The following is a 24607-nucleotide window of genomic DNA, read 5'->3' on the forward strand; positions in this document are numbered from 1 at the left end:
GCTATGAGAATTTATGATACAGGCTATTGTAACCTAAAATTTAGGATTATAATGCCCAATAGTTAATTTTTAAAACTTAAAATAACTTCTTACTTGTTGATTATCAACTTCTTTTTACTGATTGTTTATTTTTGTATTTGAATTATTTCGCATCTTTAATTTGTCAAACTTTATGTTTAATAATAAATACCACCAAACCTGTTAGATAGTATTTCTTTAAAGAGTAAAGAATGTAAACTTATTTAGCTATTGAAATTTTGAAAAGTGACTTAAGCAATCAAGAATTCTACTGTGTGTTAAAAAAAATGTAGTAGCATTTAAATTAATTGTGTAAAAGCATGAAAAAAATTGTTCTAATTATAGTATTACTAGTAAGCTCACTATTAAGTGAAGTCCATAGTTTAAATAATACTTCTGCTATTTCAATAGGGGATGAATTGTATGCCTCACTGCCGGAAATGATGACATCATTAGATATTTTAAAAAATAGCTACAAAGTAAACCTTCTTATAAAAGAAAAGCAGTTTTTGTTAGAAGCTAAAAAAAATGAGTTATCACTGATATTTTCGCTATTGATTATTAGCATTATAACCGTATTCGCATTCATTTTTTATTTATCATTTAAAAATAAAAAAATATCAAACCTATATGAATAGATTTATATAAAGTTATCTGCTGTGGTTTATAGGGCAAAAACTAAAAGTAGATTACAACTGAAAGTCTTCAACGCAAGTTGAGGACTTTTCTGTTTTATACAGACGGTTATATTGTAAGAAGTTTCATTACCATCCATTTAACTTTTGTTTGAGCTAATTGTATTGCTAAATAGGCCGTAATTTTATAAAGGGTTATTCCGTAGCCCTAAAAAATCAAGTGTTAATTAAAAAGAAATTGGTTATGAAATTAGAAAATAAAAAAGTGGCTGTTTTGGCAACTGATGGTTTTGAGAAATCAGAATTATTTGAACCATATAAGGCACTAAAAAAAGAAGGAGCTCAAGTCGATATCGTTTCAATTAAAACAGGAAAAATAAAAAGTTGGGATAAAACGGATTGGGGAAAATCAATTGATGTAGATAAGTTGGTGAATGATACAAATCAATCAGAATACAACGCTTTAGTACTACCAGGTGGTGTTATTAATCCTGACTCACTACGAACTGACGAGAATGCTTTAGAGTTTATTAGATCATTTTTTAAAAATAATAAACCTGTAGCTGCTATTTGTCATGCGCCTTGGTTATTAATTAGTGCCGATGTTATTGAAAATAGGGAGGTAACATCGTACAAGAGTATAAAGAGTGATGTTTTAAATGCTGGCGCTACTTGGGTTGATAAAGAAGTTGTGGTTGATAGTGGTTTAGTTACGAGTAGAAACCCTGAAGATTTACCTGCTTTTATTAATAAAATGATAGAAGAAATTAATGAAGGTAAACACACTAATCAAGTTGCTAAAGCTTAATAAGTTAGTAAAATAAATTTTATATTTAATCGGTCGGAAAAATAATATTCTTACCGATTTTTTACTGAATAATAAATCAAAAAAAATAATCAAATGGCAATTCTAGGATCAATAATAAAAGGAGTGATAGACTTAAAAGATAAGTTAACACCAGAGTCTAACCCAATTGAAGAACAAGAAAAAGTATTGATTGATTTGCTTGAAAAAGCGAAAGACACTGCTTTTGGGCAACATTATAATTTCGCTACAATTTTAGAAGCTGAAAATCCTGCCAAAAAATTTGCAACAACGCTTCCATATTTTGATTATAATAAGTTGAACGGTGAGTGGTGGTATAAACTTCATGAGGGTGAAGAAAATGTTACTTGGCCAGGAACGCCAGATTATTACGCATTGAGTTCTGGTACTACAGGAAAAACGAGTAAAAGAATACCGGTAACTGATGCTATGATTTCAGCAATTAAAAGTACGGGTATTGATCAGGTTTCTGCGTTAAGTAATTTTGATTTGCCAGCTGAATTTTTTGAAAAAGGAATTTTAATGTTAGGGAGTTCTACCGATTTGGATGAGAAAGATGAACATTTAGAGGGTGAAATTAGTGGTATTAGCGCTAGTAATATTCCCTTTTGGTTTCGTGATTATTACAAGCCTGGTGAAGAAATTGCTCAAATTGAAGATTGGGATGAGCGCGTTCAAAAAATATCAGACAATGCAAAAAATTGGGATATTGGAGCACTAAGCGGTATACCGTCTTGGATTGAGTTAATGCTTGAAAAAGTTATTGAAGACCATGGGTTAAATAATATTCATGAAATTTGGCCTAATTTACAAGTGTATACTTCTGGTGGTGTAGCCTTCGGACCTTATGAAAAGAGTTTTAATGCTTTATTAGCACACCCAATTACAGTTATTGATACTTATTTGGCATCTGAAGGTTTTATTGCTTTTCAATCAAGACCTGAGACTGATGCAATGCAATTGGCGACAAACAATGGTATTTATTTTGAATTTGTTCCGTTTAAGCCCGAGTATATAAATCAAGATGGTTCACTTACCAGTGATGCTCCCTCATTAACGCTTTCGGAAGTTGAGAAAGATCAAGATTATGCTTTAGTAATTAGTACAGTATCAGGTTCGTGGCGTTATTTAATTGGTGATACTATTGAGTTTACTGATATTGAACGTGCGGAAATTAAAATTACAGGTAGAACTAAATTCTTTTTAAATACTGTAGGTTCTCAATTGTCGGTTAATAAATTAGATGATGCTGTAAACCATTTAGAAGAAGCTTTTGGTGTAAAAATATCAGAATATACCTTATGTGCGAAACGTTTTGATGATGATTTTTACCACAGTTGGTATTTGGGCTCTGATGATGTTTTAGATGAAGATAAAGTGATTGTTGAATTGGACAAGCATTTAAAAGAAGCAAACAAAAACTATAAGGTAGCCCGATCAAAAGCTTTAAAAGGAGTAAAGGTAACAATAGTTTCACCTCAAGTTTTTCATGAGTGGAGTGGTGCTAATAAAAAGAAAGGTGGCCAAGTAAAGATGGAGCGCGTTATGGGTGAAGATAAATTTAAAGAATGGGAAGATTTTGCAAGCAACTTACAAGCCTAATCAGCTTGTAATGCTTTGTCTCTATCGGCTACAATAACCATTATTTCTTCAGGTGAAAGGTAATATTTTTTAATACGAGCTTTATAAACTTCTGATAGGCTCGTATTATTAAGTATAAAATTTTTAGTGGCTAAAATATAAGCATCCATATTTTTATTTACAGCAAACGAATCAGCAGCTCTTTCGGCTTCTTTAATTGAACTATCTGATAAAAGATATTTTACCCCAAACCAAATAAGATTAAGACTGCTTCGATCTCTATAATCCATAACATGACCTAGTTCATGCCCTAACCAACCAATCATTACATTTTTAGGAATATCTTTCGTGTCAAATTTTTCTCCTTCTATTTCAAAGCTTTCACTAATTAATATTTTGTAGCTTCTTTTTTCTTTTCTTTTAAACAGACTTAAAAATGAAGGCTGTGCCTGCATAATAGATTTTTTAATGTTCTTTTTAAACTTAAATTCTATTTCTGTATTTTCTAATTCAGGATAGTGAGAAAGGGCAATTAAGGCTTCTTCTTTTATTGAATTGGGTATAATATGTGTTGTATTTTCTTCTTTCATACTTGTGAAAATTTGTATTGTTAAAATACAAAAAGTGGCCATAAGCCACTTTTTAGTATATATTTTCTTTCTCATATTGGTATTAAAATTGATATCTAATACCTAAAGCGATATCAAAATCTAAGTCGTCAGAGTAGCTGTCATTAAAACCTAGTTCAGGCCTTGCATCAAGCGATACAACTAAAGGTATTTCAAAATTATATTCAATACCTATATCACCAGCAACCAAGGCAAAAGTTCCATTATCTCCGTCAGTGTCATAAGATCCTACGCCACCACCAGCACCAACAAACCAATTGAAACCTCCATCAATAGGCATAACCCATTGGTACAAACCAACCAATTTAAAGGCATCAACATCATTTGAATTTCGCCAACCGAAATCAAATTCTAAACGATTGTTTTCTTTTAAGTGACGTTGGTAAGAGACTTCACCTCCAAAACCATCATTATCTCCAAATCGTAGTCCTAATGCATTTTTAGATATTGATTGTGCTTGCATAGTCATAGTAGTTGCAATAATAATAGCAAATACTCCTAAAATCTTTTTCATGTGTAACTTTAATTAAAATTGTTCAAGGCAAAAATAATTTAAAGGAGTTTTAATGATTAATCTAATTAAATTTATAATTAACCCTTTTACAAAAAGAAAATACTTAAAGTAAAGGACTAAAAAATTTAGCTAAACCTTCAATGAATTTAGTAACAATCGATCGGTTTTTAAACCTTTCATAATCTAAGCATTCATTATCGGTGCAGTAGGTGTCAAATTCTGTACAAATATATTTTATAACCTTTGGGTCGTAAATAAGTGCATTAGCTTCAAAGTTGTGTTCAAAACTACGGTAGTCAAAATTACCAGAACCAACAGATGCAATCTCATTATCAATAATTAACAATTTGCTATGTGAAAAATCATCACGTAAAATAATATTTACACCAATAGCCAATAATTCTTCAAACCTTGAAAACATGCTGTATTTTGCCATCAATGAATCGGATTTTTTAGGAACAAGAATATTAATTTTAACACCACTTAGTGCGGCTATTTTTATTGCTTGTAACACAGTAGTACCTGGTATAAAATAAGGATTCGCTATTGATATCGTTTTCTTTGCACTATTAATCATTGCAACATACTGTTGCATTACTGCAGGTTGTTTTGAATCTGGGCCGCTAGTAACTATCTGTATTGTAGACTCGCCTTTTATCTCATTTTTAGGCAAATATTTATTATTAATTAATAGTTCTTCTTTACTAGCAAAATGATAATCTTTTATAAAAACACGATGAATACTATCAACAGCAGGGCCTTCAACCTTAATATGAATATCTTTCCAAATACCTAACGGGTTTTCTTTACTTATATATTTATCGGTGACATTTATACCACCTATAAACCCTGTTGTACCATCTATAACCAATAATTTTCTGTGATTACGGTAGTTTAGGGTAAAAAGTAAGCTTCCAAAACGCAATGGCATCATTGGATAAGCTTTAACACCAATTGATCTAAACCGTTTCATGATTTTACCTCTAAAGGCAAAGCTGCCCACAGAGTCATATATTAAACGTATTTCAACGCCTTCTGCTATCTTTTTTTTGAATAACTCATAGAATTTGTCTGTCAGTTCACCTTGCTCAAAAATGTAATATTGCAAGTGTATAAATTTTTTGGCATTTTCTACGGCTTTAAATATAGCATCAAAAGTTTCTAATCCATTATCTAAAACTGTTATTTCATTGCCAGAATAAGGTGAAAAATAGGTGTTGCTTTTTATTAGGCGGGCTAATTTTGAATGATTTTCAGTAGCGATTTTAGCTTCCTCTTCATTCGTAGATATGTTTTTATATGTTTCGTCATAAAGCTTACGCTTTTCTGTTTGTCGTAACCTAAAGAATCTAAATTTTCGTCGGTTAACACCAAACAGGTAGTATAGAACGGGGCCGCCAAAGGGTAAAGCAACTATGGTTAATAGCCAGCTCAGTGATTTTGTAGGTCTTGAACCGTGTAAAACAATGCTGCCAAATGCCCAAAGTGTAACAATAAGGTAGGCTATAAAAAGTACAGTATTCATTTTGTTTGGTCTTATTTGGTGTTAATGTACTAATTAATACGATTAGTTATTTATCCTTAATCTTTTTAGGTTAAATATAAAATTGATTGGGTTGTCTAACGCTTTTTAAAATGGTGAAATTTACACTCATAAAAACCAAACAACTTGAAATCTAATTTTCACTATAAAAAAATCATTTCAGCTTTTATTCTAATTATCGGATTGGGAATAATAAGTTATGCCACTGCTCACTTTTTTATTAAGCAAAAAATTGAAGCATTATTAAGCTCTAAAACGCCCGAAAATATTAACGTTACTTACGATGACTTAAAAATAAGCTTACTGAATAATAAGTTTGAACTTTCAGGTATTCAAATAGATTCTTTGCAAAAAGACAATCCGAAATCAAAAGTATTAGTAAATAGGTTAGAGATATCTGGCTTAAATTATTACAGCTTGGTGAAATCAGACAAAGTGATATTACAAAACGTGTATATTGATAGCTTACAGACCGTATATTACAAAGTTGATAAAAAGGATACAACGATTGATAAAGAAAGTCAGTTTAAAAAAGAGATAAATATTCAGAATTTTAAAATTAATAACTCTGGCATTAAAGTATTTAATACAGTGAATGACAGCATTGAATTTTCTGCACAAAAAGTTTCATTTCAATTTTCAGATATCATTGTAAATAAAAAAACCTTAGCTCAAAAAATTCCTTTTTTATATAAATCATTTAAAGGAAGTACAGGGGTAATAGTTGCAAGTTTAGGTGATTTTGAAGCTTTGAGAATTGAGAGTATTAAACACGATATTAATACGGTAATCAAAAATTTTAGTTTAAAATCTAAGTACGATAAAGTAAAATTACAAAGTAAACTATACAAAGAGCGTGATTATATAAATCTTAAAATTCCTGAAATAAAACTAAATGATGTTGCAGTTAAAACTACAGATAGTAAAGCTTCATTATTAATAGCGTCAAGTATTTTTGATAAACTAAATCTTGAAATATATAGAAATAAATTATTGCCAGATGATACAACGATAAAACCAATGTTTAGTTCAGTTTTTAAAAAATTACCTTTTATACTTCGAATTCCTGTTATGAAAGTTAAAAACGGAACTATTAAATATTCTGAGTTGGTGAATAAAGGTACATACCCTGGTGAATTGTTATTTACAGATGTGAATTCTACTATAAGAAATAGTTTTGATGTTGATAATTTGAAAATTGAATTCAATAACACAGCAAATTTGATGGGTGTTGCACCTATTAAATTAGATTGGACCTTTTATACAGAAAATGATAAAAAAATGTTCAAAGCAAATGGGGTTATTAAAAATTTTGATGCAAAATATATTAACGATTATTTAAAGTCGAACTTACAAGCGAAAGCTACAGGTGTAATAAATGAATTGTATTTTACTATTGGTGGTAATGATTATGCATCTAATGGTGATATTAAAATGAAATATGAAGATTTTAAATTTTTAGCACTTAAAAAAAATGGATTGGGTGTAGATAAATTTTTAACTTTTATAGGTAAGATTTTCATTAACGATGGCTCAAAAACCGATACTAACGGTTACAGGTATGGTCAAATAGAAGTGGAAAGAGACCCTACAAAATCATTTTTTAACTACTTATGGTTGAATGTAAAAAGTGGTATAATCTCAACAATGATAGGCAATGGTAAAAAAGATTGAATTTTATTTGGATTAATAATAAATTTAATCACGCCACTCTAAATCAACACTCTAACCTACCTTTGTCAAAAACTAAAGATATGGACGATATGGGAGTAATTTCAACAGATAATAAAAAAATAACACTATATTATAATTCAGAAAGTAGTATAGGTAAGCAGTGTTACGCCTATGTTCAATCTTCGGATAAAAAGGTATTAGGAGTAGATGTTTCTAAAACAAATGTAAGTGGAACGCAATGGGGCGAATTAGCTAGTAATTTAAATATTCCTGTTAAAGATCTATTAGATGTAGACCATCCAGATTTTAAAAATGAATATGGTGAAGATTTTATTGATATGGAACCACACCATTGGATGAAAATTTTAGAGAAAAACCCGAGATTAATTCAATTTCCTATTCTGGTTTTTGGTGAAAAATATTACCAATTAAAATCTGGCGCTGAATTTAAAAAATATTTAGAAGCCGATAGTAAGGGAATTACGAACGAAAGCAAATAGATGGAAGGCAAGAAAACAAGAAAAAGATATAAGAAAAAGAGGTATATAATTCCTGTAGCTATAATAGCTGTAATACTTATAGTCAGGTTGCTATTACCTATTTTTGTAAAAAATTATGTAAATAAGGTTTTGGCCGATATTCCTGGATATTACGGTCATGTTGAAGATATAGATATCTCACTAATTAGAGGTGCGTATGTAATTAACGATTTATATTTAAATAAGGTTGATGCAGGTAGTGAGGTGCCATTTTTAGATTTCGAAAAAACAGATATTTCTGTAGAATGGAAATCGCTTTTGAATGGTGAAATTGTAAGTGAAATTATAATGACCCACCCAACAGTAATTTATGTTTTTGAAGATCAAGGTGAAGAAGAGGTTTCTGATCCTGATATTGAAGATTGGACTACGGCTTTGACAGATTTGGTGCCTATTGATATAAACAATTTTGAAATTATAGATGGCAAAATAGCATTTGTTGAACTTACCGCAGAACCAACTATTGATTTACACATGGATAAGGTTAACTTACAAGCTACAAACCTTAGAAATGTTGTGCAACAAGAAAGAACATTACCATCAGAAATTCATGCAACAGCAATATCTATTGGTGATGGAAATTTCAAAATGGATGGTAAAATGAACTTGGTAAAACAAGTGCCAGATATGGATATTTCGCTTTCGTTAGAAAATGCATCAGCTACTGCGCTTAATGATTTTACAAACCATTACGCTGGTATTGATTTTGCTGAAGGTAATTTTAATGTATTTAGTGAACTTGCTATTGCAGATGGATATTTGAAAGGATACGTAAAACCATTATTAAAAGACTCTAAACTTATAAGTAAAGAGCAAGATGGTTTTTTTAATACACTATGGGAAGGTTTTGTTGGTTTCTTTAAATTCTTATTAAAGAATAAAGGAAATAATACCTTAGCAACACGAGTACCTTTTGAAGGTGATTTAACTAGTGTTTCTACAAAAGTATTGCCAACAATAATGAACACCGTCAAAAACGGTTGGATTAAAGCATTTAAAGGTACTGTTGATGATAATATTACTTTTGGTGATGCAGAAAAAGAAGCTGATAATAAATCAGATAAAAATAAAGATAAAGACGAAAAGAAATAATCTAATTAAAATAAATATACAAAGAGAGCGCTTATTTAAGCGCTCTTTTTTTGTGGAATTTGTTTGGTGTAAACAAATTCTATCCGTTTGAAGTAAAACCAGGATAGCATGACATCCCACCATCAACAAATATAGTAGTGCCATTTACGTACTCAGATTCATCAGAAGCTAACCAACTAGCTACACTACCAATATCTTCAGGTTCTCCCATTTTATCATATGGAATTAGTTTTAATATATCTTTCAAGCCTTCTTCATCTTCCCAAACTTCTTTATTAATATCAGTTTTAATAGCTCCAGGAGCAATACTGTTACAACGTACTTTTTTACCAGCATAACTTTGGCAAATACTCTCCATTAGCATTTTTAAACCACCTTTTGATGTTGCGTAGTTTGCATGGCCAGCCCATGGAATTTCTTCATGTACTGAACTTACGTGTATAATTTTGCCGAGTGAATTTGAAACTTCAGGTCGCATACCTCTTCTCATAAACTCATTAAGCGCTTCTTTAGCACATAAAAACTGTCCGGTTAAATTTACGTCCAAAACTTGTTGCCATGCGCTTAAAGGCATTTCATGTAAAGGATAATCTTTTTGTATGCCCGAGTTAGCAACACAGACATCAACTGTACCGAATTCTTTTATTGTTTTTTTAAAAAGAGTTTTCACATCTTCTTCTTTACTCACATCGCATTGTATAATTAAAGGCTTTATAGCATTTGAGTTTTTCATTATTTCATGAGCAACTTCTTCAGCACCTTCTTTATCACTATGGTAATTAATAACAACTTTACCGCCCTCAAGCGCATAACTTTTTGCTATTGCGGCACCAATTCCTGAGCTGGAACCGGTTATAATACAAGTTTGATCTTCTAATCTATTATTTGGCTTTTGCATATCAATGTTTTTTATACTTAAAAATAAGATTTATAGCTATTTAGCAAGTATATTTTTAGTTTTAGAACACACTTTTTATGTGATTGCGTTCATATTACTTTCCATATGTAAATGTGCTAATTATAAACGTGTTTACATCAAATTTAACTAGTGTTAATGTCTAATTTTGAGGTAGATAATAATTTAAAACATATATATAATGAAAACAGTAGAAGCAGAAATCGGAATAAAAAAGGATAATAGAAAAGCAGTTGTTGATATGCTTAAACAGTTACTTGCTGATGAGTTTATTTTATATACAAAATATAGAAATGCACACTGGAATATTGAAGGCCATGATTTTCATACCAAACACGTGTTTTTTGAAGAAGAATATGGTAAATTGGAAGTAACTGTTGATGAAGTTGCAGAACGTATTCGTATGTTAGGTTTTTACTCTCCAGGAAGCTTACAACAATTCTTAGAATTATCTCAATTGAAAGAAAATGGACCAGATCAAAACGATAGTATTAGTTTTATGAAAGTTCTTTTAGAAGATCACCAAGATATTATTACTTTCATTAGAACCAGTATTGGTGAAAATGCAGAAGCACATAATGATGAAGGTACAGCAGATTTTATTACTGGTATCTTACAACAACACGAGGAAATGGCTTGGATGTTGAGAGCATCTGTTAAGTCATTCAAATAAAAAAGTTTACCCTTTTCAATGTGAGGCGATAAGATTAATTTCTTATCGCTTTTTTTATGTTTTATAAAATAGGGTAGTAGTGTTATTTATTAATTTTTTTACTCGCTTAAAACGTTGTTTAATTTGATTTTAAAATTAAGATAGCCTTTATAATTTGTATTAAATGAAATATTTGTTGTTCGGATTTTTAATTTATTTGAAACTTTACTAAATACTAATAAGATTCATTTCATATTAAAATGATAACCCTCTAATTATTATTTATTGTACTAGTCTAATACGTTATTCAGTATTAAGTTGATAATACTAAGTAACTTTCATCAATACGATTATGATTTTTGAAGGCTATTTTTTTTAAATTTCGATGGAATAATAATTATATAAATGACTAATAATTAAACATAAAAATAGCCAGCAATATTGCTGGCTATTTTTATCATTAAATGATTGATATATATTATGCTGTAGCAGCTAACGTATGTTGGTTGTCTTGGTAGAACTTAGGACTACAGTCATACTTCTCTTTAAATATTTTAGAGAAATAACTTCTACTAGTTAATCCAACCGTGTAAACAATTTCAGATATATTTAAATCTGTTGTTTTTATTAGATTTTCAGCAACTTCAACTCTTGTGTTTCTAATAAAATCGGTAACTGTTCTGTCATGCAATAATTTAAATCCTTCTTGTAATTTAGATGGAGATAAACCTGTTTTTTTACTTAAATACTTTAAGCTATATTGTATTTCTGGATAATTTTTAATAAAAGTTGAGATTTCTTTAATGTCTTCCATCTCTTCTCTAGTTAATGACCCAAAGTTATTTTTTAAGTTCTTAACATCTTCTTTGTGTTGTTGTATTTCCATTGCCAATACTACATGAACCGTACCATTAATTAATAAGTTACGAACAATTCCTTTTTGGCTAATAGAATCTATCTGTTGCATTTTTTCAGCAATTTTTAAATTGTAAGACCCAACGTAAGAAAAAGTTTTTTCATCATTTTTCGGCATGAACGTTTTTGCTAATTGCTCTTTCAATAAGCTAATATTTTCTTCATTAGAGTGGTCTAAAGAATCAACTTTAATATTTGAAAATTTAACTGCTTGATCTTTTCTAAAAAATACAATTGAATCTTTATTAGGGTCACTTGAAAAAATTCCTGTTTGGAACTGATTTAATGACTTTTTTTCTGCTGTATCGCTAAATTTATGGCTTAATTGCCCTGCTGAGCAATACATAAAGTTAATTGGATTTGTTGTTGATGTGTGGTGTTTAAAAATAGTATCTTGCTTAAATACTACATCGTATTTCATAAACGAAATATCATCTTTAAAAGCAATACCTGAAATATTACCTTTTACAAGGTCATTATCAAGCTCTAATTTATATTCTTGTTGTGATTTATTTAATTTACCACCAAGTTCATTTTGTAGTGTATTAAAAATTTGAGAAATATTGTTTGTAATAAGGTTTACCGTTTTCATGTGTAGTGATTTTTCGTTAATAATTATTTTTCTTTTATAACACCAACTATTAAAGTAATGGTTGCAAATAGTAGTGCTACATGAATAATTAGGCCTAAATCAAATATTAAAAATCCTATGGCCCAAAACACAAATAGTAGTGCTGCTAGAATTTTTATTTTATTATTATACATAGCTTAATCAGATATATATCCTGTTACGCTATTGTTAATTACTCTATCTAATAAGAATTCTTTTTTTAAAGATGATAAATTTTCATCCGTTGTCCATGTACTCCCAATCTTAGAATTCGTTTGATAATTTTGTTTGTTGTTGTTCATGTTAGTTTTTTTAGTGATTAAGGTAATAATGGTGTGTACTATTATTGTACATGACAAATTTCCGCCATTAGGGGACTTTTTGTGTTATACAATTATATGGTTGTGTTATATAATTATAGGAAATGACTAAAAAACACGTTAAAAGCACCCTTTTTTAGATAAAAAGGGTGCTCTAATACTAAATTTTTATTTGTTTTATGTATTTGTTACCTATTGAGTTTGTAGAAGAATATATAGGTATATAATAAGGTAATTTGTTATGCAGGTAAATAAATGCAAAAAGTAGAACCTTTTTCAGGTTTACTTTCAGCTACAATATGGCCACTATGGTTTTGCACAATCTTTTTACAAATTGCAAGGCCGATACCTGTACCAGAGTATTCGTTTTTTTGATGAAGCCTTTGAAATAGTTCGAATATTTTTTCAGCATGTTCAGGTTCAAAACCAATACCATTATCTATAACTGATATTCTGTAATATGATTTATTCTTCTTAACAAAGTTATCTGAAATCTCACTTTTTCGAAGTTTTTTACAATCAATAATAATTCTCGGATCTTCAAGTCCTCTGTATTTTATAGCGTTCGATAAAAGATTATTAAAAAGTTGTTCCATTTGAAATGGTATTGCTTTTAATGTAGGTAGGTTGTCAATTACAAAGGTTACGTTCTCGTCTTTAATTCTTGCTTCAAGGTCTTCTTGTACCTTTTGTATTATATCAGTTAAATCTACTCTTGTGAATTCTTTTTGTGTTTTATTAATACGTGAGTATGATAATAGATACTTAATTAACATTCTCATGCGTTCTGATGAAGAGCTTATTTTTTCAAAATATGATTTGCTCCTATCGGATAATTTTTCCAAATCTGTCTCCTCTATTCTTGAAATAAACATTTGTATTTTTCGAATAGGTTCTTGTAAATCGTGACTAGCTACTCTATTAAATGATTCTAGCTCTGCATTAGTACGTTTCAGTGCCTGATTTTTTTCTTTTAATTTTAATGAGTTTCTATTTTGGCTAGTAATATCTTGTGCTACGCCAATAAGCATATCATTTTGAAAACTACCTGTAGTTCTAAAATGTTTAACTTTTCTAGCTTCAGTAATTACTCTAAAACTAAAATCTACAGTTTCTTTATTAGTAACTGCGGTTTTAATATTTGATTCGTAATATTCTAAATCTTCAGGATGAATAAACTTTTTATAGTTCTCGTGAGTAGGTTCAAATGCTTTAGGTTCACACCCTAATAGCATATAAAGGTTATCTGATATTGTTGATGATTCATCATTTACATTTAAAACATTCCACCCGTAGCTTCCTATTTTAGCAATCGCTTTTGCATCATTTAAGATAGAGTTTTGAATCTTTAATTGATCGTTAATGTCAATCAATTGTTGTTGGTTATTTTTCTGTTTTGTAATATTTTTTGAAGTAACACAAACGCCATCTCCATTTTTAATAGCATATGTAGAATACCAGGTTACTTGGTTGTTAAATACATAATCTCTTTCGAATTCTAAAATACAATCATTTTCTATGCATTCCACTAAATATTCAAATACTCCATTTTCCATTAAATATGGGTAGATGACTGATACTTTTTTATTTAAAACCTCATTAACTTTTAAGCCTGTTTCATTTGTAAGTTCATCATTGGTATACTCAACAATAAAATCTATAATTTTGCCTTGCTCATCTCTAATAGGTTCAAAATAGCTAACTACATTATTGGTACTTTTAATTACATTCTGCAAAAACTCTTCTGTATTCTTAAGCTCTTCATACTGTACTTGTAATTCTTGGTTCAGGTTATTTAATTTATCTATAGAGTCTTTCTCAAAGGTGTTGTTTTTAGCTACAATTAAAATTCCTTTAGAGAGCGGTCTAATGTTAGAATCTAACCAAATTTTATTTCCATTTATTTGTACTTGTCTATTTAAAGTAATTAATTTTTGTTCTTTATAAGACTGAGCAATTTTTTCGTACTCACCATTTAGTTTCGTAAAAGGTAGAAACTCACTTATGTTTTTGCCTATTATATTTTCTGGATCAAGATTAAAATCTATCTTATTACGATCATTAGCGTACATTAATTTAAAATCTTTAACTTCATCATTATCGTCAAAAACAGGTTCATAATAATTAACGATATTTTCGGTGTTTGCCATCACACTGGCTAAAAAAGCTTCCGCTTCAGATCTACTCTTTAATTCTCGATTAATTTTTAAGAATGAAACAACAAAAATAAATAAGGCGAAAAAGCCTAAGAATAAGATAGTGTAAGGTGTAAATATTGCCAGCGATTTATATGTTTTTTCACGCTCATTTAGTAATTCACTTTGCTTATTGAGCATAAAATTTTTCCGCTGATTTAATTGTGTCATAATATCAGCAACATTGTCAATTTTATTTCGCTCACCTCTTGAGTATTTTTGACGTAATTGAGGTGCGTTTGATATAACTTTTAAAGAGCTAATTAACTCGGCTTGTAATTCACTTATACGTTTAATATGATTTTGTTGTACAGCATTACCACCAACTAATGTTTTTAGCTCATTAATAGATGAGTCTGCATCGGCAATATATTTTTTAAGTGAAGAGGCATTTCTAAGGGTGTCTTTTCGCAAAAGCTGTTTGAGTTCATTTGACTCCATTCTATAGTAAATGTTGAAAAGGCTGTTTATTTCCTTTTCAATTTCCATGGTATGAGTCACCCAATTAGCAGAGTCTCTAAATTCTGTAATTTGTTTAAAACTAATACTTCCAATAAATAATAATAAAGAGGTCGCAACAATAAGTAATACTACGTATAGTTTAGAAGAAGTTACCAGTTTATTTAAAATCATAATTTTTAAAATTCTTATATTCTTAATAGAAAATTATCTCTGTTTAAAGCAGAGGTTTGGTACTGCCAGTTTAATTGTAGTACTTTTTCAATAGCTGCTTTTAATTCTTTGAAAGTATTGGGTTTGTTAATGTATATGTTAGCTCCATTAACAAAAGTTTCCTCAATGTCTTTTTCTGATGACGATGTAGAGTAAATTGCAACAGATAAATCAATCAATTTTGGATTTTCCCTAATTTCTTTTAAACATTGCATACCATTTTTGATAGGCATGTTTAAATCAAGGAATATTACTTCAGGTAAAATAACATTTGGTAATATTAAATAATCCATTAACTCTTTACCATTAGTGAAAAGAGAAAGTTTTGTTTTGATTTTGATTTCTTCAATAGCATCTTTAAATAAGAATCTATCATCTTCATCATCATCAGCAAGTGCAATATTCAGGGAGTTCAAAGCCATAGTAATTAATCTTGAGGAACAACCTTATCATTTCTTTTCTTTATAATTTTTTGAAATGTTGAGGGTGTTAATCCGGTTGTTTTTTTAAATTGAGTTGATAAATGTGCTACACTACTATAGTTGAGTTTAAAAGCAATTTCAGTAAGTGTTAGGTTATGTTCAATAATCAAATTTTTAGCAACATCTATTTTTTTTAAGATCACAAAATTTTCAATAGACATATGGGTAACCTCTGAAAAAACATTTGAGAGGTGTGTATATGAATAATCTAATTTTTCCGATAAATAATTTGAAACATTATATTTCTGAGCCTCTTCATCGCCATTTACAATTAGTGTAACGGCATCTTTTATTCGTTGTACAAGTGCTGTTTGCTGATCACTTATAACTTCAATACCAAATTTGGCTAAATTTTCAGTAATTTTTTGCATTTGTACTGCATTCGGAGACTGTTTTAAATTTACCTCACCAATACCATTTAATGAATAGTCTAAATTCATATCATCAAGTTGCTGGCATAGCACTTTTTTGCAGATGGTATTAAAATCAAACTTTACATTAAATTTCATAGGTTTTCTGAGTATTTGGCGGTTAAAATAAAAAAGGTAAAAATACAAGTTTCTTGTTATTGTATAATCGTTGAAAAGATACATTTTTTTTAATTATTTGTTAAAAAATATCCTTTGCGATAACTAAACTTTTATTCAATTTTAAAAAAAATGACAAATAATTAATTAGCGGTGTAATTTTCTTTAGGAATATTTGTGAAAAATTCAGCCATATTCGTGTCGCTTGAAGGACTGTAATTTGCCAAAACAGTTCCTTTGCTATCACTCGTCTCAACAATATATAGTATTGACATGTCTGATGGGTTGCTCATACCCTCAAATCTAAATTCTTTTTTTATAAAAACTTCTGAAGGTTTATAGGTTTTTTTAGTGTCTAAGTCTTCAAGCTTATCATTTTTAATCATATAGCTTGCAGTATATCCTTTTTCAGAATATTCATTTATATATTCTTTTTCACTTTTTGCATTTTCCATAATTTGTGTATTAATGTTTGACATAAGAAACGGACAAATGCTACTCAAAGCCTTTGTCCGTTTCAATTATTTTATAGAGATATCTTACTCATTTGTATGATCATCAATCTCATCTTCTACCTCTTCGGCTCCTTCTTCAATGCCATCGCCTACATCATCTGCAGCTTCTTCAATTTTATCGCCTGTAGATTTCTCTTCTCTACAGCTATTTAAAGTTACTACTGTTGTGCTTAGCATTAAGGTAACCATTGTTATTATAAGTGGCTTTCTCATTATATGTATATTAATGTGTTAAGTAATTAAGTGTGTGTTTGTTGTCGTTTAAAAATTATATTCTTAAACTTTCTTTCTTCCTGTTAATAGTGATATAATAAATAGTACTAGAAAAATAAAGAAAAGTATTTTTGCTATACTTGCAGCTCCTGCTGCTATTCCACCAAAGCCAAAAACTGCGGCGATTATTGCTAATATTATAAAAGTGACTGTCCAACGTAACATAATGTGTGTTTTTTAGGGTTAATAAATAGGATTGATACTCTATCAATCTTACACTTCAAAGATCATTAAAAAGTAAGGATCCGATTAACTATATCGGTTAATTAATTAGCTCATTAACAGTTGAATATTATACCAAAAAAATTGGGGGTAAGTTTAGTAACTTACCCCCAATTTAATGTTAGTTATATTTATAAAAACCGTAGCCTTACATAATATTTTCCATAACTTTTTCTTTTGAAAGATCAAGTTGAATTTGACTTAATTGCTGATTTAAAATATCAGATGTGCTTTTTGGCAAAGCAGTTTCTGCTAATACATTCTTATATTCTTCAATTGCTGCCTTTTCACCTCTTAATGCCTCTTCTAGCATTGACTCTTCATTGTCACTCGTTAAAAATGCTTTTACATCCATCCATGCTCTATGTGTTGCAGCAGTAATACTTCCGCCATTTTCAATTTTTTGACCGTAGCTTGCAATTTCATTTTTTAATTGATAACCAAAATCATAACGTTGGCTACTTTTTTTTGCAAAAAAGTCTTTCAATACCTTGTTATCTGTGTTCTCAGAAGCTTTTTTATATCCTTTTTCTGCGTCGTATGTTTTTTCTAAAAGTCCGTTTAATTTTTCTCCAACTTCTTGTGTGTATGTGCTCATAATTTGTTTTTTTTATATAATTATTAGAATAATATTTTAAATGCTTATTCTATCAACATTTATACTCAAATTTAATAGTTAAATCTGAGGTGAATTGATTCAAAACAATTTTAGATTGCCTTTAAAACAAATCGCTTTTTATTTATTTTCATCTTCCTTTAACATGCTAAAGTTTTTAGGAAAATCTAAAGTTCTTATTGGGAATGGAATATTAATATCATTTTTATCAAAAGCTTTTTTAATAAAAATCATTGCTTCCGTTTTGGCTTTTGCTACTTGTAATGCTGATGTAGAATCTATCCAGAAACGTGTTTGAAAGTTTATAGAGCTATCACCAAACTCTTTATATAAGAATATAACATCGTTTTTATCTTCAACAGGCTGAAAATTATCAACTATCGTTTGTTGGACTAAGTCACGAACAAATTCTAAATCTGATGAGTAACCAACGCCACAATTAAGTATAACTCTTGACTGTGATGTTGATGAAAAGTTTTTTATCGGATTTTCTAAAACCAACTTGTTTGGTAAGTATACTAAATTATTATCAGGTTGCTTAATAGTTACAGCTCTTAAGTCAATATCAATAACTTCGCCTTCAAAATCATTGCTCTCAATCCAATCACCAAACTTAATTTGTTTTATGTAAGATAAAACGATACCAGAAAAAGTATTTGCCAAAGCCCCTTGCAAGGCTAAGCCAACAGCCAAACCAGCAACACCGGCACCAGCTAAAATGGTTTGTAAAGTTTTGTCTAAATCTAAAATTCCTAAAACTAAAAATAGACCAGCAGCAATTACTAAGATTGATACTAATTTAGCAATAACATTCTTCATTGACTTTTGAAGACTACTCTTACTTAACAGTTTTAAAGTTAATTTACTAATGTATTTTGATAGTATAATGACTGTAATAAATACAACTATAGCTATAATTATATTAGGTAGGTTAATAATCAATTGGTTAACCCATGATTCTAAACGGGTAATCATTTTATTCCATGCATCATTTAGTTGTATGTCCATAGCAAATTCTTTCATTTTGTGATTTTTTTGGTTGGTAAATAGATTGAATCTAAAAAGAGTCTCAAATATTGGTTTTTAAAAAAATGGTTTCAACTTGCTGTAGTATGCTGTTGAAACCATTTTACAATCAACCAAACCTTATTACTGTAAAATTACAGGTATTGTAGCGGTAAGAGGTGCTTTTTTGAGTCTAATAGTGACTGTTTTACAAATAGTTAGAAAACTATAAAAGGTCTAAGCTTTTCAGCTTAGACCTTTTTAAAATTTTGAAAATCTCGTGTACTATTTAAAGAGCTTTTTTAATAGCATTACGGTACTTAATTTACTTGCCACTTTAAAACCAGATTGTATCCAATTTAAGGGTTGTAAATCTTTTTGAACTTGTACTTTAAAACTTTTAAGCTGTTCAACCGCTATTTGACGCTCTAAGTTTAATCGTTTTAAATCATATTCAATTTCTTCGAACGATGTGTAATTCTGATTTCTCATTAGTCAAAATAGGTTTTAGAAAGCTTCTTAATAATAAATTTATCAATGTATTTTCTGAATAAATATATAAGAATAATTGTCGCAAAAAATATCAGTCCAGTACACAAGTGACCCAATGCTCTATCGTGGAAATAATTTCCCAAAGCAGTGGCTCCTGCTATTGCCAAAAATATTAAACCTAATATACAAAGGCTACCTATTATCGCAACTTTAAGAATGTAAGAAGACAGTATAGAAATTTGCTGAAATATTTTTAATTCGTAATACTTCTGCGTTTTTTTTACATAGTCTTCCCCAGACTGTGCTGCATTACTAGTAGTTTCGTCTAAAGATTTAATAATACTCATAGTGGTTTTATATTTGAGATTTTTGTAATTTTTTGTTTTTAGCTTTCAACTCTGATAATTTTTTTTCTAGTGTCGTAATTACATCTTCAGTCTTATGACTTACATCAGAAACGATATGTTCTATTTGAGTATCCAAAGTTTCTCTTTTAGTGGCAACAGAATTTGCGGCCATGTCTCTTAAGTCTAGAGCAGTTTCTTCTAAAGAATGTTTTGTTGCTACAGCTTGGTCTGCAATTTTTTGTCTAGTGTTTGAACCTCTGTCTGGAGCAAATAAAATACCTAAAGCGGCACCAATTGCTGTTCCTGCTATTATTCCTAAAGCTGTGTTGTTATTATTGTTGTTCATGATATATTTTTTTTGTTAAATAGTAATTGTGTCTCAATCACTTGATTCAAATTTACGTCACTAATGTGTCGCAAATTGTCTTAAACAAACTTAAGATTGACTGTAATGCGCATCAATTGAAAGGGTTAACAAATTATTCAAATGAAGCAGCTAAGCCTACCAAATTAAATTAGATTTAGTCATTAGCAGAAATTATTAATTTAAAAAGATATATATGGAACCTAGAGATAAAATCAGAAGTCAAGAACAAGAAACTAAGTTTGTAAAAGATCACAAAGAAGATACAAAGCAATTCGTATTTCAAAAAAATAAAAAGACACTATCAGGTGCGTTTATAATTATGGCTTTCTTAATATTATTGGTAGTCGGCGTAATAATATCCGGAGTTGCATTTTAAAAAACTAGATTATAAACAAATAAAAACAGCCACCGAATATTCGGTGGCTGTTTTAGTTTAAAGAATTTTATATTAGTCCCATTGTTCTTTAAAAGCAAAATCTCGTTGTCTTATTCGTTTACGTTCGTTTATTTCTTGTTCTTGTAATTCTTCTGATAGTTTTTCAATTTCTCCGCCGTAATAACCAACAGCAATTGCACTTGCTATATGATAACCTTCAGGAACATTGAATACGTCTTGTGCTTTTTCCCAATCTACGCCAGCCATGCTATGTAATGCTATTCCCATATATTGTGCTTGCATTGTCATGCTACCTATGGCAAAACCTAAATCATGCAGTGCATGAAAGTTTTCAACCCCATCTTCAGTTTCTTCTTTGTAAGCTGTTAGCATTAATAAGGGTGCGTTTGTAGCCCACTCTCTATTAAAATCATTTAGGCATGACAATATTTTATCATATGCAGGTGTATTTCTTTCTGCATAAATAAAACGCCACGGTTGTATATTGTTTGAGCTAGCAGACCAACGTGCAGCTTCAAATATTTGATTAATATGTTGTTGTTTTATTGAAGCTTCTTTAAAAGTTCTGGGGCTATATCGCTGTTTAAGTAGTGCAAATATTTCATATTCACAAGCAGCTATATTTTCTAATTGTATCTGTTCTGATATGTTCATAACTATTATTTCTTTTTCTTGATCATTGATCAACCACAATTTTACATAAAAACCAAATTTATTTTTAACTCAAATGATTATTTGATTAATTCAATTGCAATTTTTGAGTTAAAGTTGTTCTTTTGCTATGGTTTCTTGTCCGTATTCTTTTTTGTAAATGCGTAGCACTATTAAAAATAAACTTATTAATAACGGGCCAAATATTAGCCCTATAAAACCAAATAAAGGTACACCGACAATTACACCTAATAATGTTATTAAAGGGTGAACATTATCTAATTTTTTTAATATAAATAATCGTAATAAATTGTCTGTTGAGCCAACGACAACTAATCCATAAATTAAAATACCCCAAGCTTTAAAATCATTACCAGATGCTAGTGTGAGAATAAATACAGGTAATGTTCCAATTATAGTCCCTACAAAAGGGATCATTGAGCCCACAAAAACTACTACGGCCCAAAAAAATGGTTGTTCAATATTAAAAATAAAAAAACCTATTAAAGCGACAACACCTTGGGCAGCTGCAACTAATGGAATTCCTAAAGCGTTTGAGCGCACCATTGCCTGTACATCTTTGCCTATAATTTTTAAATTTTCATTTCCTATCGGGATATATTCATATAGTGATTCTCGTAATTGTCTTCTGTTGGTAAGCATATAGTATAGCATAAAATACATAAGACCTATCGCTATAAATATGTCAAAAGTACCACCTGCAAAATTTTGCAAATTTTCAGTTAACCATGATGATGCACCTGAGGAATCAATTTGAGAGGTTAAATCATAACCAATTTTACTTTCTATGGTGCTTAATTGACTTTTTCCTGCTTCAATTACTTTTTCAGAATGTTGTACAGTGTCTTTAACTTTACTCGCTAACATCAATACAATACCTGCTAGCGGAATTACAATTCCTATTACAGAGGCTAAAAGTAGTAAGGATACAGCCAAATCAGGGTTCCAACCTTTTTTTACCAATTTACTCATTGGCTTACGGAGTAAAACATAAATAGTTATTGCTCCTAAAACACCTGATAAATAGGGTAGCATTTGTTTAAATATCATAGATCCCATTGATAAAATGAGTAATATGATAAACAGTTGTCTTATTATTTTGGGGCTAATTGATTTCATAAGTTGGTTGTTATTATTCAGTATCTTTTATTGCTATTTTACTTGGTTGAATTGCAAAACCATATCGTTTTGCATACATATATGTGAATTCGGCACCAAAGAATAAGATTAAGCAAGAGTATGATACCCAAAGTAAAATTAAAACTATTGTTCCGGCTGCACCATATGTTGACCCAGGATTTGCTTCACCAAAATAATAGCCTAATAAAGACTTACCTATTACAAATAATATAGCGGTGATAAATGCGCCTGTCCACACAGTTTTCCATCTAATTTTAGCATCTGGTAGATATTTATACATTAAAGCGAAAAGTACTGTGATGATACCTACGGATAAGGCAAAATCTAGTATGTAAGCTATATATACCAGTATATCAGGAAAAAACCTATGTATGTAATTATTAAGTGCTGAAATACCAGCAGTGATAATAAAACTTACAAGTAATAAAAAGCCAATTACAAGTATAAAAGCAAAACTTCGTGCTCTATCGGTAACTAATTTCCAGAAGCTTGCATTTGGGTCTTGTTTTATTTTCCAAATTTCATTTAAAGATATTTTTAATTGATAGAATACACCAGTGGCACCAAATAGTAAAGTTCCGATACCAATTACCGTAGAGATTAAATTTTCTTCTTTATTTTGAGTTTCTGCAATTATTGTTTCAATTGATGTAGCTGCGTCACTGCCCAAGGCTGATGATATTTCTTCAGTTAACTGACCTTGTACAATTTCTGTTCCCCATATTGACCCTATGATGTTTATAATAATTATAAGTAATGCTGGCAATGATAAAATTGCATAATATGCTACTACGGCACTCAACCGAAAAGGGTTTGCTTCATTCCATGCTTTGTAAGTGTCAACAATTAAAGAAGGTAAATCTTTAATTTTAAATTTTTCTTTTTGAGCTTTCAGCATAGTAAGAGGTTAGTTAAATTATTGATAACTTGTTTTCTACCACAAAACTAATATTGGTAAGTAAACTTGATTAACTGTATCAAATAATATATGAGTTCAAATAAGGGCTAACTTTTTATAAATGCATATCTTAGTATACTTCTTAAAATAAGTATTAATTGTATTTTTGATCTGTAACCAACAAATCAATTGCAAAAATATAGTTTTGCCGTTGTAACTCATTTACATGAAAAAAATTGGAATAGTATTTATTGTTGTAATGCTTTTTAGCTGTAAATCTTCAAAATTAGTTGCTGAATATAGAAATCCGCAACCTGTAATTTTCAATGCTTACAAAGTATTATTAGTTGGGATGACACCTAATGAAGAAATGCGTATAGATTTTGAGACACGAATTAAAGAAGATTTTGATGATATTGGTATTGAAGCAGTACGTAGTATAGACCTATTTGACATACAATTTAAAGCTTCGTCTAAAACAGAAGATGAATTAGCTGCAGTTGAGCAACAATTGTTAGAAAAAGATTTTGATGCTATATTATTTACAAAAGTGATGGGAGCAGAAATTAAACCTAATTTACGATCTAAAATTAACCAGCTTACAGACTATTCTGATTTTAAAAATGATTTTTTAGAAAATCAAAATACATATTTAGATAATCATAATACGAAAACTTCGTATGACATTTACAACACGGAAACTACTGTTTATTGCATTTGTGTTGACAAAGAAAAATCTTTAATTTGGAGAGGTAATATTGATGTAAAAGGAGGTGCGAAACCTTCTAAGGCGTTAAATCATTATGTGCAATTGATCGTAGCATCAATGAAAAAAAGTAATGTAATATTTAGAGAGAATTAAAAGGCTTTATTTTTAAGGATAAAGCCTTTAGGTTTTGTTGATTTTTTATTTTTTAAGGGTTATTTCAATTGCACCATTTTTACCTTTTTCACCATATTTAATAGTTGCTTTTTCTTCTTTTAAAATATTTACACTTTCAATTTTATCAGGTGATATTGTATTCATATCAAAATCTTTGTTTTGTACTTTTCCATTGATAACAGTAATTGGTTTTTCGCCTGAAATAAATGTGCTTGTACTTGTAACTTCTTCATGGTTATCTATAAGTTCTATTTCAATTGTCCCCCCATTTCCAGTTTTATTTTTATCTATTTTCATAGATTTAATAGTATTGGGATCTAAGTTTTTAATTCTTGGATCATTTTTAATATCATCCGTTTCAAATACAAGTTTATTACTGCTACTTTTGATTATTACTGAATTTGATTTATTAATTAAGGAATTACTACTACTACTACTAC

At 29.7% G+C, this 24607-nt stretch carries 30 protein-coding genes and 1 pseudogene; 9 read left to right on the forward strand and 22 right to left on the reverse strand.

What is annotated here, in order from left to right:
* Positions 1-338 precede the first annotated feature (338 nt).
* From KO500_RS14740 to KO500_RS14750, 3 genes are all read left to right on the forward strand, one after another.
* Complete coding sequence (locus tag KO500_RS14740) at positions 339-656, forward strand: hypothetical protein (protein ID WP_215957328.1); 318 nt, start codon at positions 339-341, stop codon at positions 654-656.
* A gap of 241 nt (positions 657-897) precedes the next feature.
* Positions 898-1461 (forward strand): type 1 glutamine amidotransferase domain-containing protein, encoded by a 564-nt coding sequence (locus tag KO500_RS14745; RefSeq protein WP_215957329.1) that lies wholly within the window; start codon positions 898-900, stop codon positions 1459-1461.
* 93 nt (positions 1462-1554) lie between these two features.
* A complete protein-coding gene (locus KO500_RS14750) occupies positions 1555-3081 on the forward strand; it encodes a GH3 family domain-containing protein (RefSeq protein WP_215957330.1) in 1527 nt (508 codons plus the stop codon).
* Here the strand turns inward: KO500_RS14750 and KO500_RS14755 are convergent.
* The 3 genes from KO500_RS14755 to cls all read right to left on the reverse strand — a co-directional run bounded on the left by KO500_RS14755 (position 3078) and on the right by cls (position 5728).
* Complete coding sequence (locus KO500_RS14755) at positions 3078-3650, reverse strand: hypothetical protein (protein WP_215957331.1); 573 nt, start codon at positions 3648-3650, stop codon at positions 3078-3080. The two genes, KO500_RS14750 and KO500_RS14755, sit on opposite strands and share 4 nt — an antisense overlap.
* A gap of 82 nt (positions 3651-3732) precedes the next feature.
* Positions 3733-4203 carry a hypothetical protein gene (locus tag KO500_RS14760; protein ID WP_215957332.1) on the reverse strand — a complete coding sequence of 157 codons (471 nt, stop codon included), beginning with the start codon at positions 4201-4203 and terminating at the stop codon, positions 3733-3735.
* 103 nt (positions 4204-4306) lie between these two features.
* A complete protein-coding gene (cls, locus tag KO500_RS14765) occupies positions 4307-5728 on the reverse strand; it encodes a cardiolipin synthase (RefSeq protein WP_215957333.1) in 1422 nt (473 codons plus the stop codon).
* A 144-nt stretch (positions 5729-5872) separates the two neighbouring features.
* On the opposite strand from cls, the gene KO500_RS14770 reads away from it, so the two are divergent.
* The 3 genes from KO500_RS14770 to KO500_RS14780 all read left to right on the forward strand — a co-directional run bounded on the left by KO500_RS14770 (position 5873) and on the right by KO500_RS14780 (position 9051).
* The gene (locus KO500_RS14770) at positions 5873-7420 is read left to right on the forward strand and encodes a hypothetical protein (protein WP_215957334.1); all 1548 of its coding nucleotides are present in this window, start codon (positions 5873-5875) and stop codon (positions 7418-7420) included.
* 80 nt (positions 7421-7500) lie between these two features.
* On the forward strand, positions 7501-7920 hold the full coding sequence (locus KO500_RS14775; protein ID WP_252732533.1) for an arsenate reductase family protein: 420 nt from the start codon (positions 7501-7503) through the stop codon (positions 7918-7920).
* Positions 7921-9051 (forward strand): DUF748 domain-containing protein, encoded by a 1131-nt coding sequence (locus KO500_RS14780; protein ID WP_215957335.1) that lies wholly within the window; start codon positions 7921-7923, stop codon positions 9049-9051. It begins immediately after the preceding gene.
* A 79-nt stretch (positions 9052-9130) separates the two neighbouring features.
* Here KO500_RS14780 and KO500_RS14785 read toward each other — a convergent pair whose 3' ends face one another.
* Positions 9131-9949, reverse strand: a complete 819-nt coding sequence (locus tag KO500_RS14785; RefSeq protein ID WP_215957336.1) for an SDR family oxidoreductase — start codon at positions 9947-9949, stop codon at positions 9131-9133.
* A gap of 199 nt (positions 9950-10148) precedes the next feature.
* On the opposite strand from KO500_RS14785, the gene KO500_RS14790 reads away from it, so the two are divergent.
* The gene (locus KO500_RS14790; RefSeq protein WP_215957337.1) at positions 10149-10640 is read left to right on the forward strand and encodes a Dps family protein; all 492 of its coding nucleotides are present in this window, start codon (positions 10149-10151) and stop codon (positions 10638-10640) included.
* A 457-nt stretch (positions 10641-11097) separates the two neighbouring features.
* Here the strand turns inward: KO500_RS14790 and KO500_RS14795 are convergent, their stop codons facing one another.
* From KO500_RS14795 to KO500_RS14860, 14 genes are all read right to left on the reverse strand, one after another.
* Positions 11098-12126 carry a helix-turn-helix domain-containing protein gene (locus KO500_RS14795; RefSeq protein WP_215957338.1) on the reverse strand — a complete coding sequence of 343 codons (1029 nt, stop codon included), beginning with the start codon at positions 12124-12126 and terminating at the stop codon, positions 11098-11100.
* 23 nt (positions 12127-12149) lie between these two features.
* Positions 12150-12299, reverse strand: a complete 150-nt coding sequence (locus KO500_RS17515; protein WP_215957339.1) for a lmo0937 family membrane protein — start codon at positions 12297-12299, stop codon at positions 12150-12152.
* A gap of 3 nt (positions 12300-12302) precedes the next feature.
* Positions 12303-12446, reverse strand: coding sequence for a hypothetical protein (locus KO500_RS14805; RefSeq protein ID WP_215957340.1), 144 nt, complete (start codon positions 12444-12446; stop codon positions 12303-12305).
* Between the two features lie 257 nt (positions 12447-12703).
* Complete coding sequence (locus KO500_RS14810; protein ID WP_215957341.1) at positions 12704-15292, reverse strand: ATP-binding protein; 2589 nt, start codon at positions 15290-15292, stop codon at positions 12704-12706.
* Positions 15293-15306: 14 nt separating this feature from the next.
* The gene (locus KO500_RS14815) at positions 15307-15753 is read right to left on the reverse strand and encodes a response regulator (RefSeq protein ID WP_215957342.1); all 447 of its coding nucleotides are present in this window, start codon (positions 15751-15753) and stop codon (positions 15307-15309) included.
* Between the two features lie 5 nt (positions 15754-15758).
* Positions 15759-16322: a helix-turn-helix domain-containing protein gene (locus KO500_RS14820; RefSeq protein ID WP_215957343.1), complete on the reverse strand. Its 564-nt coding sequence runs from the start codon at positions 16320-16322 to the stop codon at positions 15759-15761.
* Positions 16323-16483: 161 nt separating this feature from the next.
* Positions 16484-16795, reverse strand: coding sequence for a hypothetical protein (locus KO500_RS14825; RefSeq protein WP_215957344.1), 312 nt, complete (start codon positions 16793-16795; stop codon positions 16484-16486).
* An 84-nt stretch (positions 16796-16879) separates the two neighbouring features.
* Positions 16880-17068, reverse strand: coding sequence for a hypothetical protein (locus KO500_RS14830; protein ID WP_215957345.1), 189 nt, complete (start codon positions 17066-17068; stop codon positions 16880-16882).
* Between the two features lie 63 nt (positions 17069-17131).
* Positions 17132-17293, reverse strand: a complete 162-nt coding sequence (locus tag KO500_RS14835; protein WP_215957346.1) for a DUF1328 domain-containing protein — start codon at positions 17291-17293, stop codon at positions 17132-17134.
* A gap of 205 nt (positions 17294-17498) precedes the next feature.
* The gene (locus KO500_RS14840) at positions 17499-17948 is read right to left on the reverse strand and encodes a ferritin-like domain-containing protein (RefSeq protein WP_215957347.1); all 450 of its coding nucleotides are present in this window, start codon (positions 17946-17948) and stop codon (positions 17499-17501) included.
* A 138-nt stretch (positions 17949-18086) separates the two neighbouring features.
* Positions 18087-18974, reverse strand: coding sequence for a mechanosensitive ion channel family protein (locus tag KO500_RS14845; protein WP_215957451.1), 888 nt, complete (start codon positions 18972-18974; stop codon positions 18087-18089).
* A 282-nt stretch (positions 18975-19256) separates the two neighbouring features.
* Complete coding sequence (locus KO500_RS14850; protein ID WP_215957348.1) at positions 19257-19463, reverse strand: hypothetical protein; 207 nt, start codon at positions 19461-19463, stop codon at positions 19257-19259.
* On the reverse strand, positions 19463-19810 hold the full coding sequence (locus tag KO500_RS14855) for a hypothetical protein (protein ID WP_215957349.1): 348 nt from the start codon (positions 19808-19810) through the stop codon (positions 19463-19465). The genes KO500_RS14850 and KO500_RS14855 overlap by 1 nt, the downstream gene beginning before the upstream one ends.
* Before the next feature lie 7 nt (positions 19811-19817).
* On the reverse strand, positions 19818-20156 hold the full coding sequence (locus KO500_RS14860) for a YtxH domain-containing protein (protein ID WP_215957350.1): 339 nt from the start codon (positions 20154-20156) through the stop codon (positions 19818-19820).
* 214 nt (positions 20157-20370) lie between these two features.
* On the opposite strand from KO500_RS14860, the gene KO500_RS14865 reads away from it, so the two are divergent.
* Positions 20371-20553 (forward strand): hypothetical protein, encoded by a 183-nt coding sequence (locus KO500_RS14865; RefSeq protein ID WP_215957351.1) that lies wholly within the window; start codon positions 20371-20373, stop codon positions 20551-20553.
* A 72-nt stretch (positions 20554-20625) separates the two neighbouring features.
* Here KO500_RS14865 and KO500_RS14870 read toward each other — a convergent pair whose 3' ends face one another.
* The 3 genes from KO500_RS14870 to KO500_RS14880 all read right to left on the reverse strand — a co-directional run bounded on the left by KO500_RS14870 (position 20626) and on the right by KO500_RS14880 (position 23284).
* Positions 20626-21228, reverse strand: a complete 603-nt coding sequence (locus tag KO500_RS14870; RefSeq protein WP_215957352.1) for a nitroreductase family protein — start codon at positions 21226-21228, stop codon at positions 20626-20628.
* Positions 21229-21336: 108 nt separating this feature from the next.
* Positions 21337-22365: an AI-2E family transporter gene (locus tag KO500_RS14875; protein WP_215957353.1), complete on the reverse strand. Its 1029-nt coding sequence runs from the start codon at positions 22363-22365 to the stop codon at positions 21337-21339.
* Positions 22366-22378: 13 nt separating this feature from the next.
* Positions 22379-23284: a YihY/virulence factor BrkB family protein gene (locus tag KO500_RS14880; protein WP_215957354.1), complete on the reverse strand. Its 906-nt coding sequence runs from the start codon at positions 23282-23284 to the stop codon at positions 22379-22381.
* A gap of 226 nt (positions 23285-23510) precedes the next feature.
* Here KO500_RS14880 and KO500_RS14885 point away from each other — a divergent pair, with 226 nt between their 5' ends.
* On the forward strand, positions 23511-24146 hold the full coding sequence (locus tag KO500_RS14885) for a hypothetical protein (protein ID WP_215957355.1): 636 nt from the start codon (positions 23511-23513) through the stop codon (positions 24144-24146).
* Between the two features lie 45 nt (positions 24147-24191).
* On the opposite strand, the pseudogene KO500_RS14890 reads toward KO500_RS14885, so the two are convergent.
* Positions 24192-24607: pseudogene (locus KO500_RS14890) on the reverse strand (hypothetical protein); the annotation flags it as partial.

Origin of the sequence: Cellulophaga baltica (genome assembly GCF_018861125.1) — a bacterium.
GTDB classification, from domain to species: Bacteria; Bacteroidota; Bacteroidia; order Flavobacteriales; family Flavobacteriaceae; genus Cellulophaga; species Cellulophaga baltica_A.

Excerpts from the sequence above, each read along its gene's own strand:
- KO500_RS14740 (WP_215957328.1), top strand. The coding sequence starts at position 339 with ATGAAAAAAATTGTTCTAATTATAGTATTACTAGTAAGCTCACTATTA.
- KO500_RS14745 (WP_215957329.1), top strand. The coding sequence starts at position 898 with ATGAAATTAGAAAATAAAAAAGTGGCTGTTTTGGCAACTGATGGTTTT.
- KO500_RS14750 (WP_215957330.1), top strand. The coding sequence starts at position 1,555 with ATGGCAATTCTAGGATCAATAATAAAAGGAGTGATAGACTTAAAAGAT.
- KO500_RS14755 (WP_215957331.1), bottom strand. The coding sequence starts at position 3,650 with ATGAAAGAAGAAAATACAACACATATTATACCCAATTCAATAAAAGAA.
- KO500_RS14760 (WP_215957332.1), bottom strand. The coding sequence starts at position 4,203 with ATGAAAAAGATTTTAGGAGTATTTGCTATTATTATTGCAACTACTATG.
- cls (WP_215957333.1), bottom strand. The coding sequence starts at position 5,728 with ATGAATACTGTACTTTTTATAGCCTACCTTATTGTTACACTTTGGGCA.
- KO500_RS14775 (WP_252732533.1), top strand. The coding sequence starts at position 7,501 with ATGGACGATATGGGAGTAATTTCAACAGATAATAAAAAAATAACACTA.
- KO500_RS14780 (WP_215957335.1), top strand. The coding sequence starts at position 7,921 with ATGGAAGGCAAGAAAACAAGAAAAAGATATAAGAAAAAGAGGTATATA.
- KO500_RS14785 (WP_215957336.1), bottom strand. The coding sequence starts at position 9,949 with ATGCAAAAGCCAAATAATAGATTAGAAGATCAAACTTGTATTATAACC.
- KO500_RS14790 (WP_215957337.1), top strand. The coding sequence starts at position 10,149 with ATGAAAACAGTAGAAGCAGAAATCGGAATAAAAAAGGATAATAGAAAA.
- KO500_RS14795 (WP_215957338.1), bottom strand. The coding sequence starts at position 12,126 with ATGAAAACGGTAAACCTTATTACAAACAATATTTCTCAAATTTTTAAT.
- KO500_RS17515 (WP_215957339.1), bottom strand. The coding sequence starts at position 12,299 with ATGTATAATAATAAAATAAAAATTCTAGCAGCACTACTATTTGTGTTT.
- KO500_RS14805 (WP_215957340.1), bottom strand. The coding sequence starts at position 12,446 with ATGAACAACAACAAACAAAATTATCAAACGAATTCTAAGATTGGGAGT.
- KO500_RS14810 (WP_215957341.1), bottom strand. The coding sequence starts at position 15,292 with ATGATTTTAAATAAACTGGTAACTTCTTCTAAACTATACGTAGTATTA.
- KO500_RS14815 (WP_215957342.1), bottom strand. The coding sequence starts at position 15,753 with ATGGCTTTGAACTCCCTGAATATTGCACTTGCTGATGATGATGAAGAT.
- KO500_RS14820 (WP_215957343.1), bottom strand. The coding sequence starts at position 16,322 with ATGAAATTTAATGTAAAGTTTGATTTTAATACCATCTGCAAAAAAGTG.
- KO500_RS14825 (WP_215957344.1), bottom strand. The coding sequence starts at position 16,795 with ATGGAAAATGCAAAAAGTGAAAAAGAATATATAAATGAATATTCTGAA.
- KO500_RS14830 (WP_215957345.1), bottom strand. The coding sequence starts at position 17,068 with ATGAGAAAGCCACTTATAATAACAATGGTTACCTTAATGCTAAGCACA.
- KO500_RS14835 (WP_215957346.1), bottom strand. The coding sequence starts at position 17,293 with ATGTTACGTTGGACAGTCACTTTTATAATATTAGCAATAATCGCCGCA.
- KO500_RS14840 (WP_215957347.1), bottom strand. The coding sequence starts at position 17,948 with ATGAGCACATACACACAAGAAGTTGGAGAAAAATTAAACGGACTTTTA.
- KO500_RS14845 (WP_215957451.1), bottom strand. The coding sequence starts at position 18,974 with ATGGACATACAACTAAATGATGCATGGAATAAAATGATTACCCGTTTA.
- KO500_RS14850 (WP_215957348.1), bottom strand. The coding sequence starts at position 19,463 with ATGAGAAATCAGAATTACACATCGTTCGAAGAAATTGAATATGATTTA.
- KO500_RS14855 (WP_215957349.1), bottom strand. The coding sequence starts at position 19,810 with ATGAGTATTATTAAATCTTTAGACGAAACTACTAGTAATGCAGCACAG.
- KO500_RS14860 (WP_215957350.1), bottom strand. The coding sequence starts at position 20,156 with ATGAACAACAATAATAACAACACAGCTTTAGGAATAATAGCAGGAACA.
- KO500_RS14865 (WP_215957351.1), top strand. The coding sequence starts at position 20,371 with ATGGAACCTAGAGATAAAATCAGAAGTCAAGAACAAGAAACTAAGTTT.
- KO500_RS14870 (WP_215957352.1), bottom strand. The coding sequence starts at position 21,228 with ATGAACATATCAGAACAGATACAATTAGAAAATATAGCTGCTTGTGAA.
- KO500_RS14875 (WP_215957353.1), bottom strand. The coding sequence starts at position 22,365 with ATGAAATCAATTAGCCCCAAAATAATAAGACAACTGTTTATCATATTA.
- KO500_RS14880 (WP_215957354.1), bottom strand. The coding sequence starts at position 23,284 with ATGCTGAAAGCTCAAAAAGAAAAATTTAAAATTAAAGATTTACCTTCT.
- KO500_RS14885 (WP_215957355.1), top strand. The coding sequence starts at position 23,511 with ATGAAAAAAATTGGAATAGTATTTATTGTTGTAATGCTTTTTAGCTGT.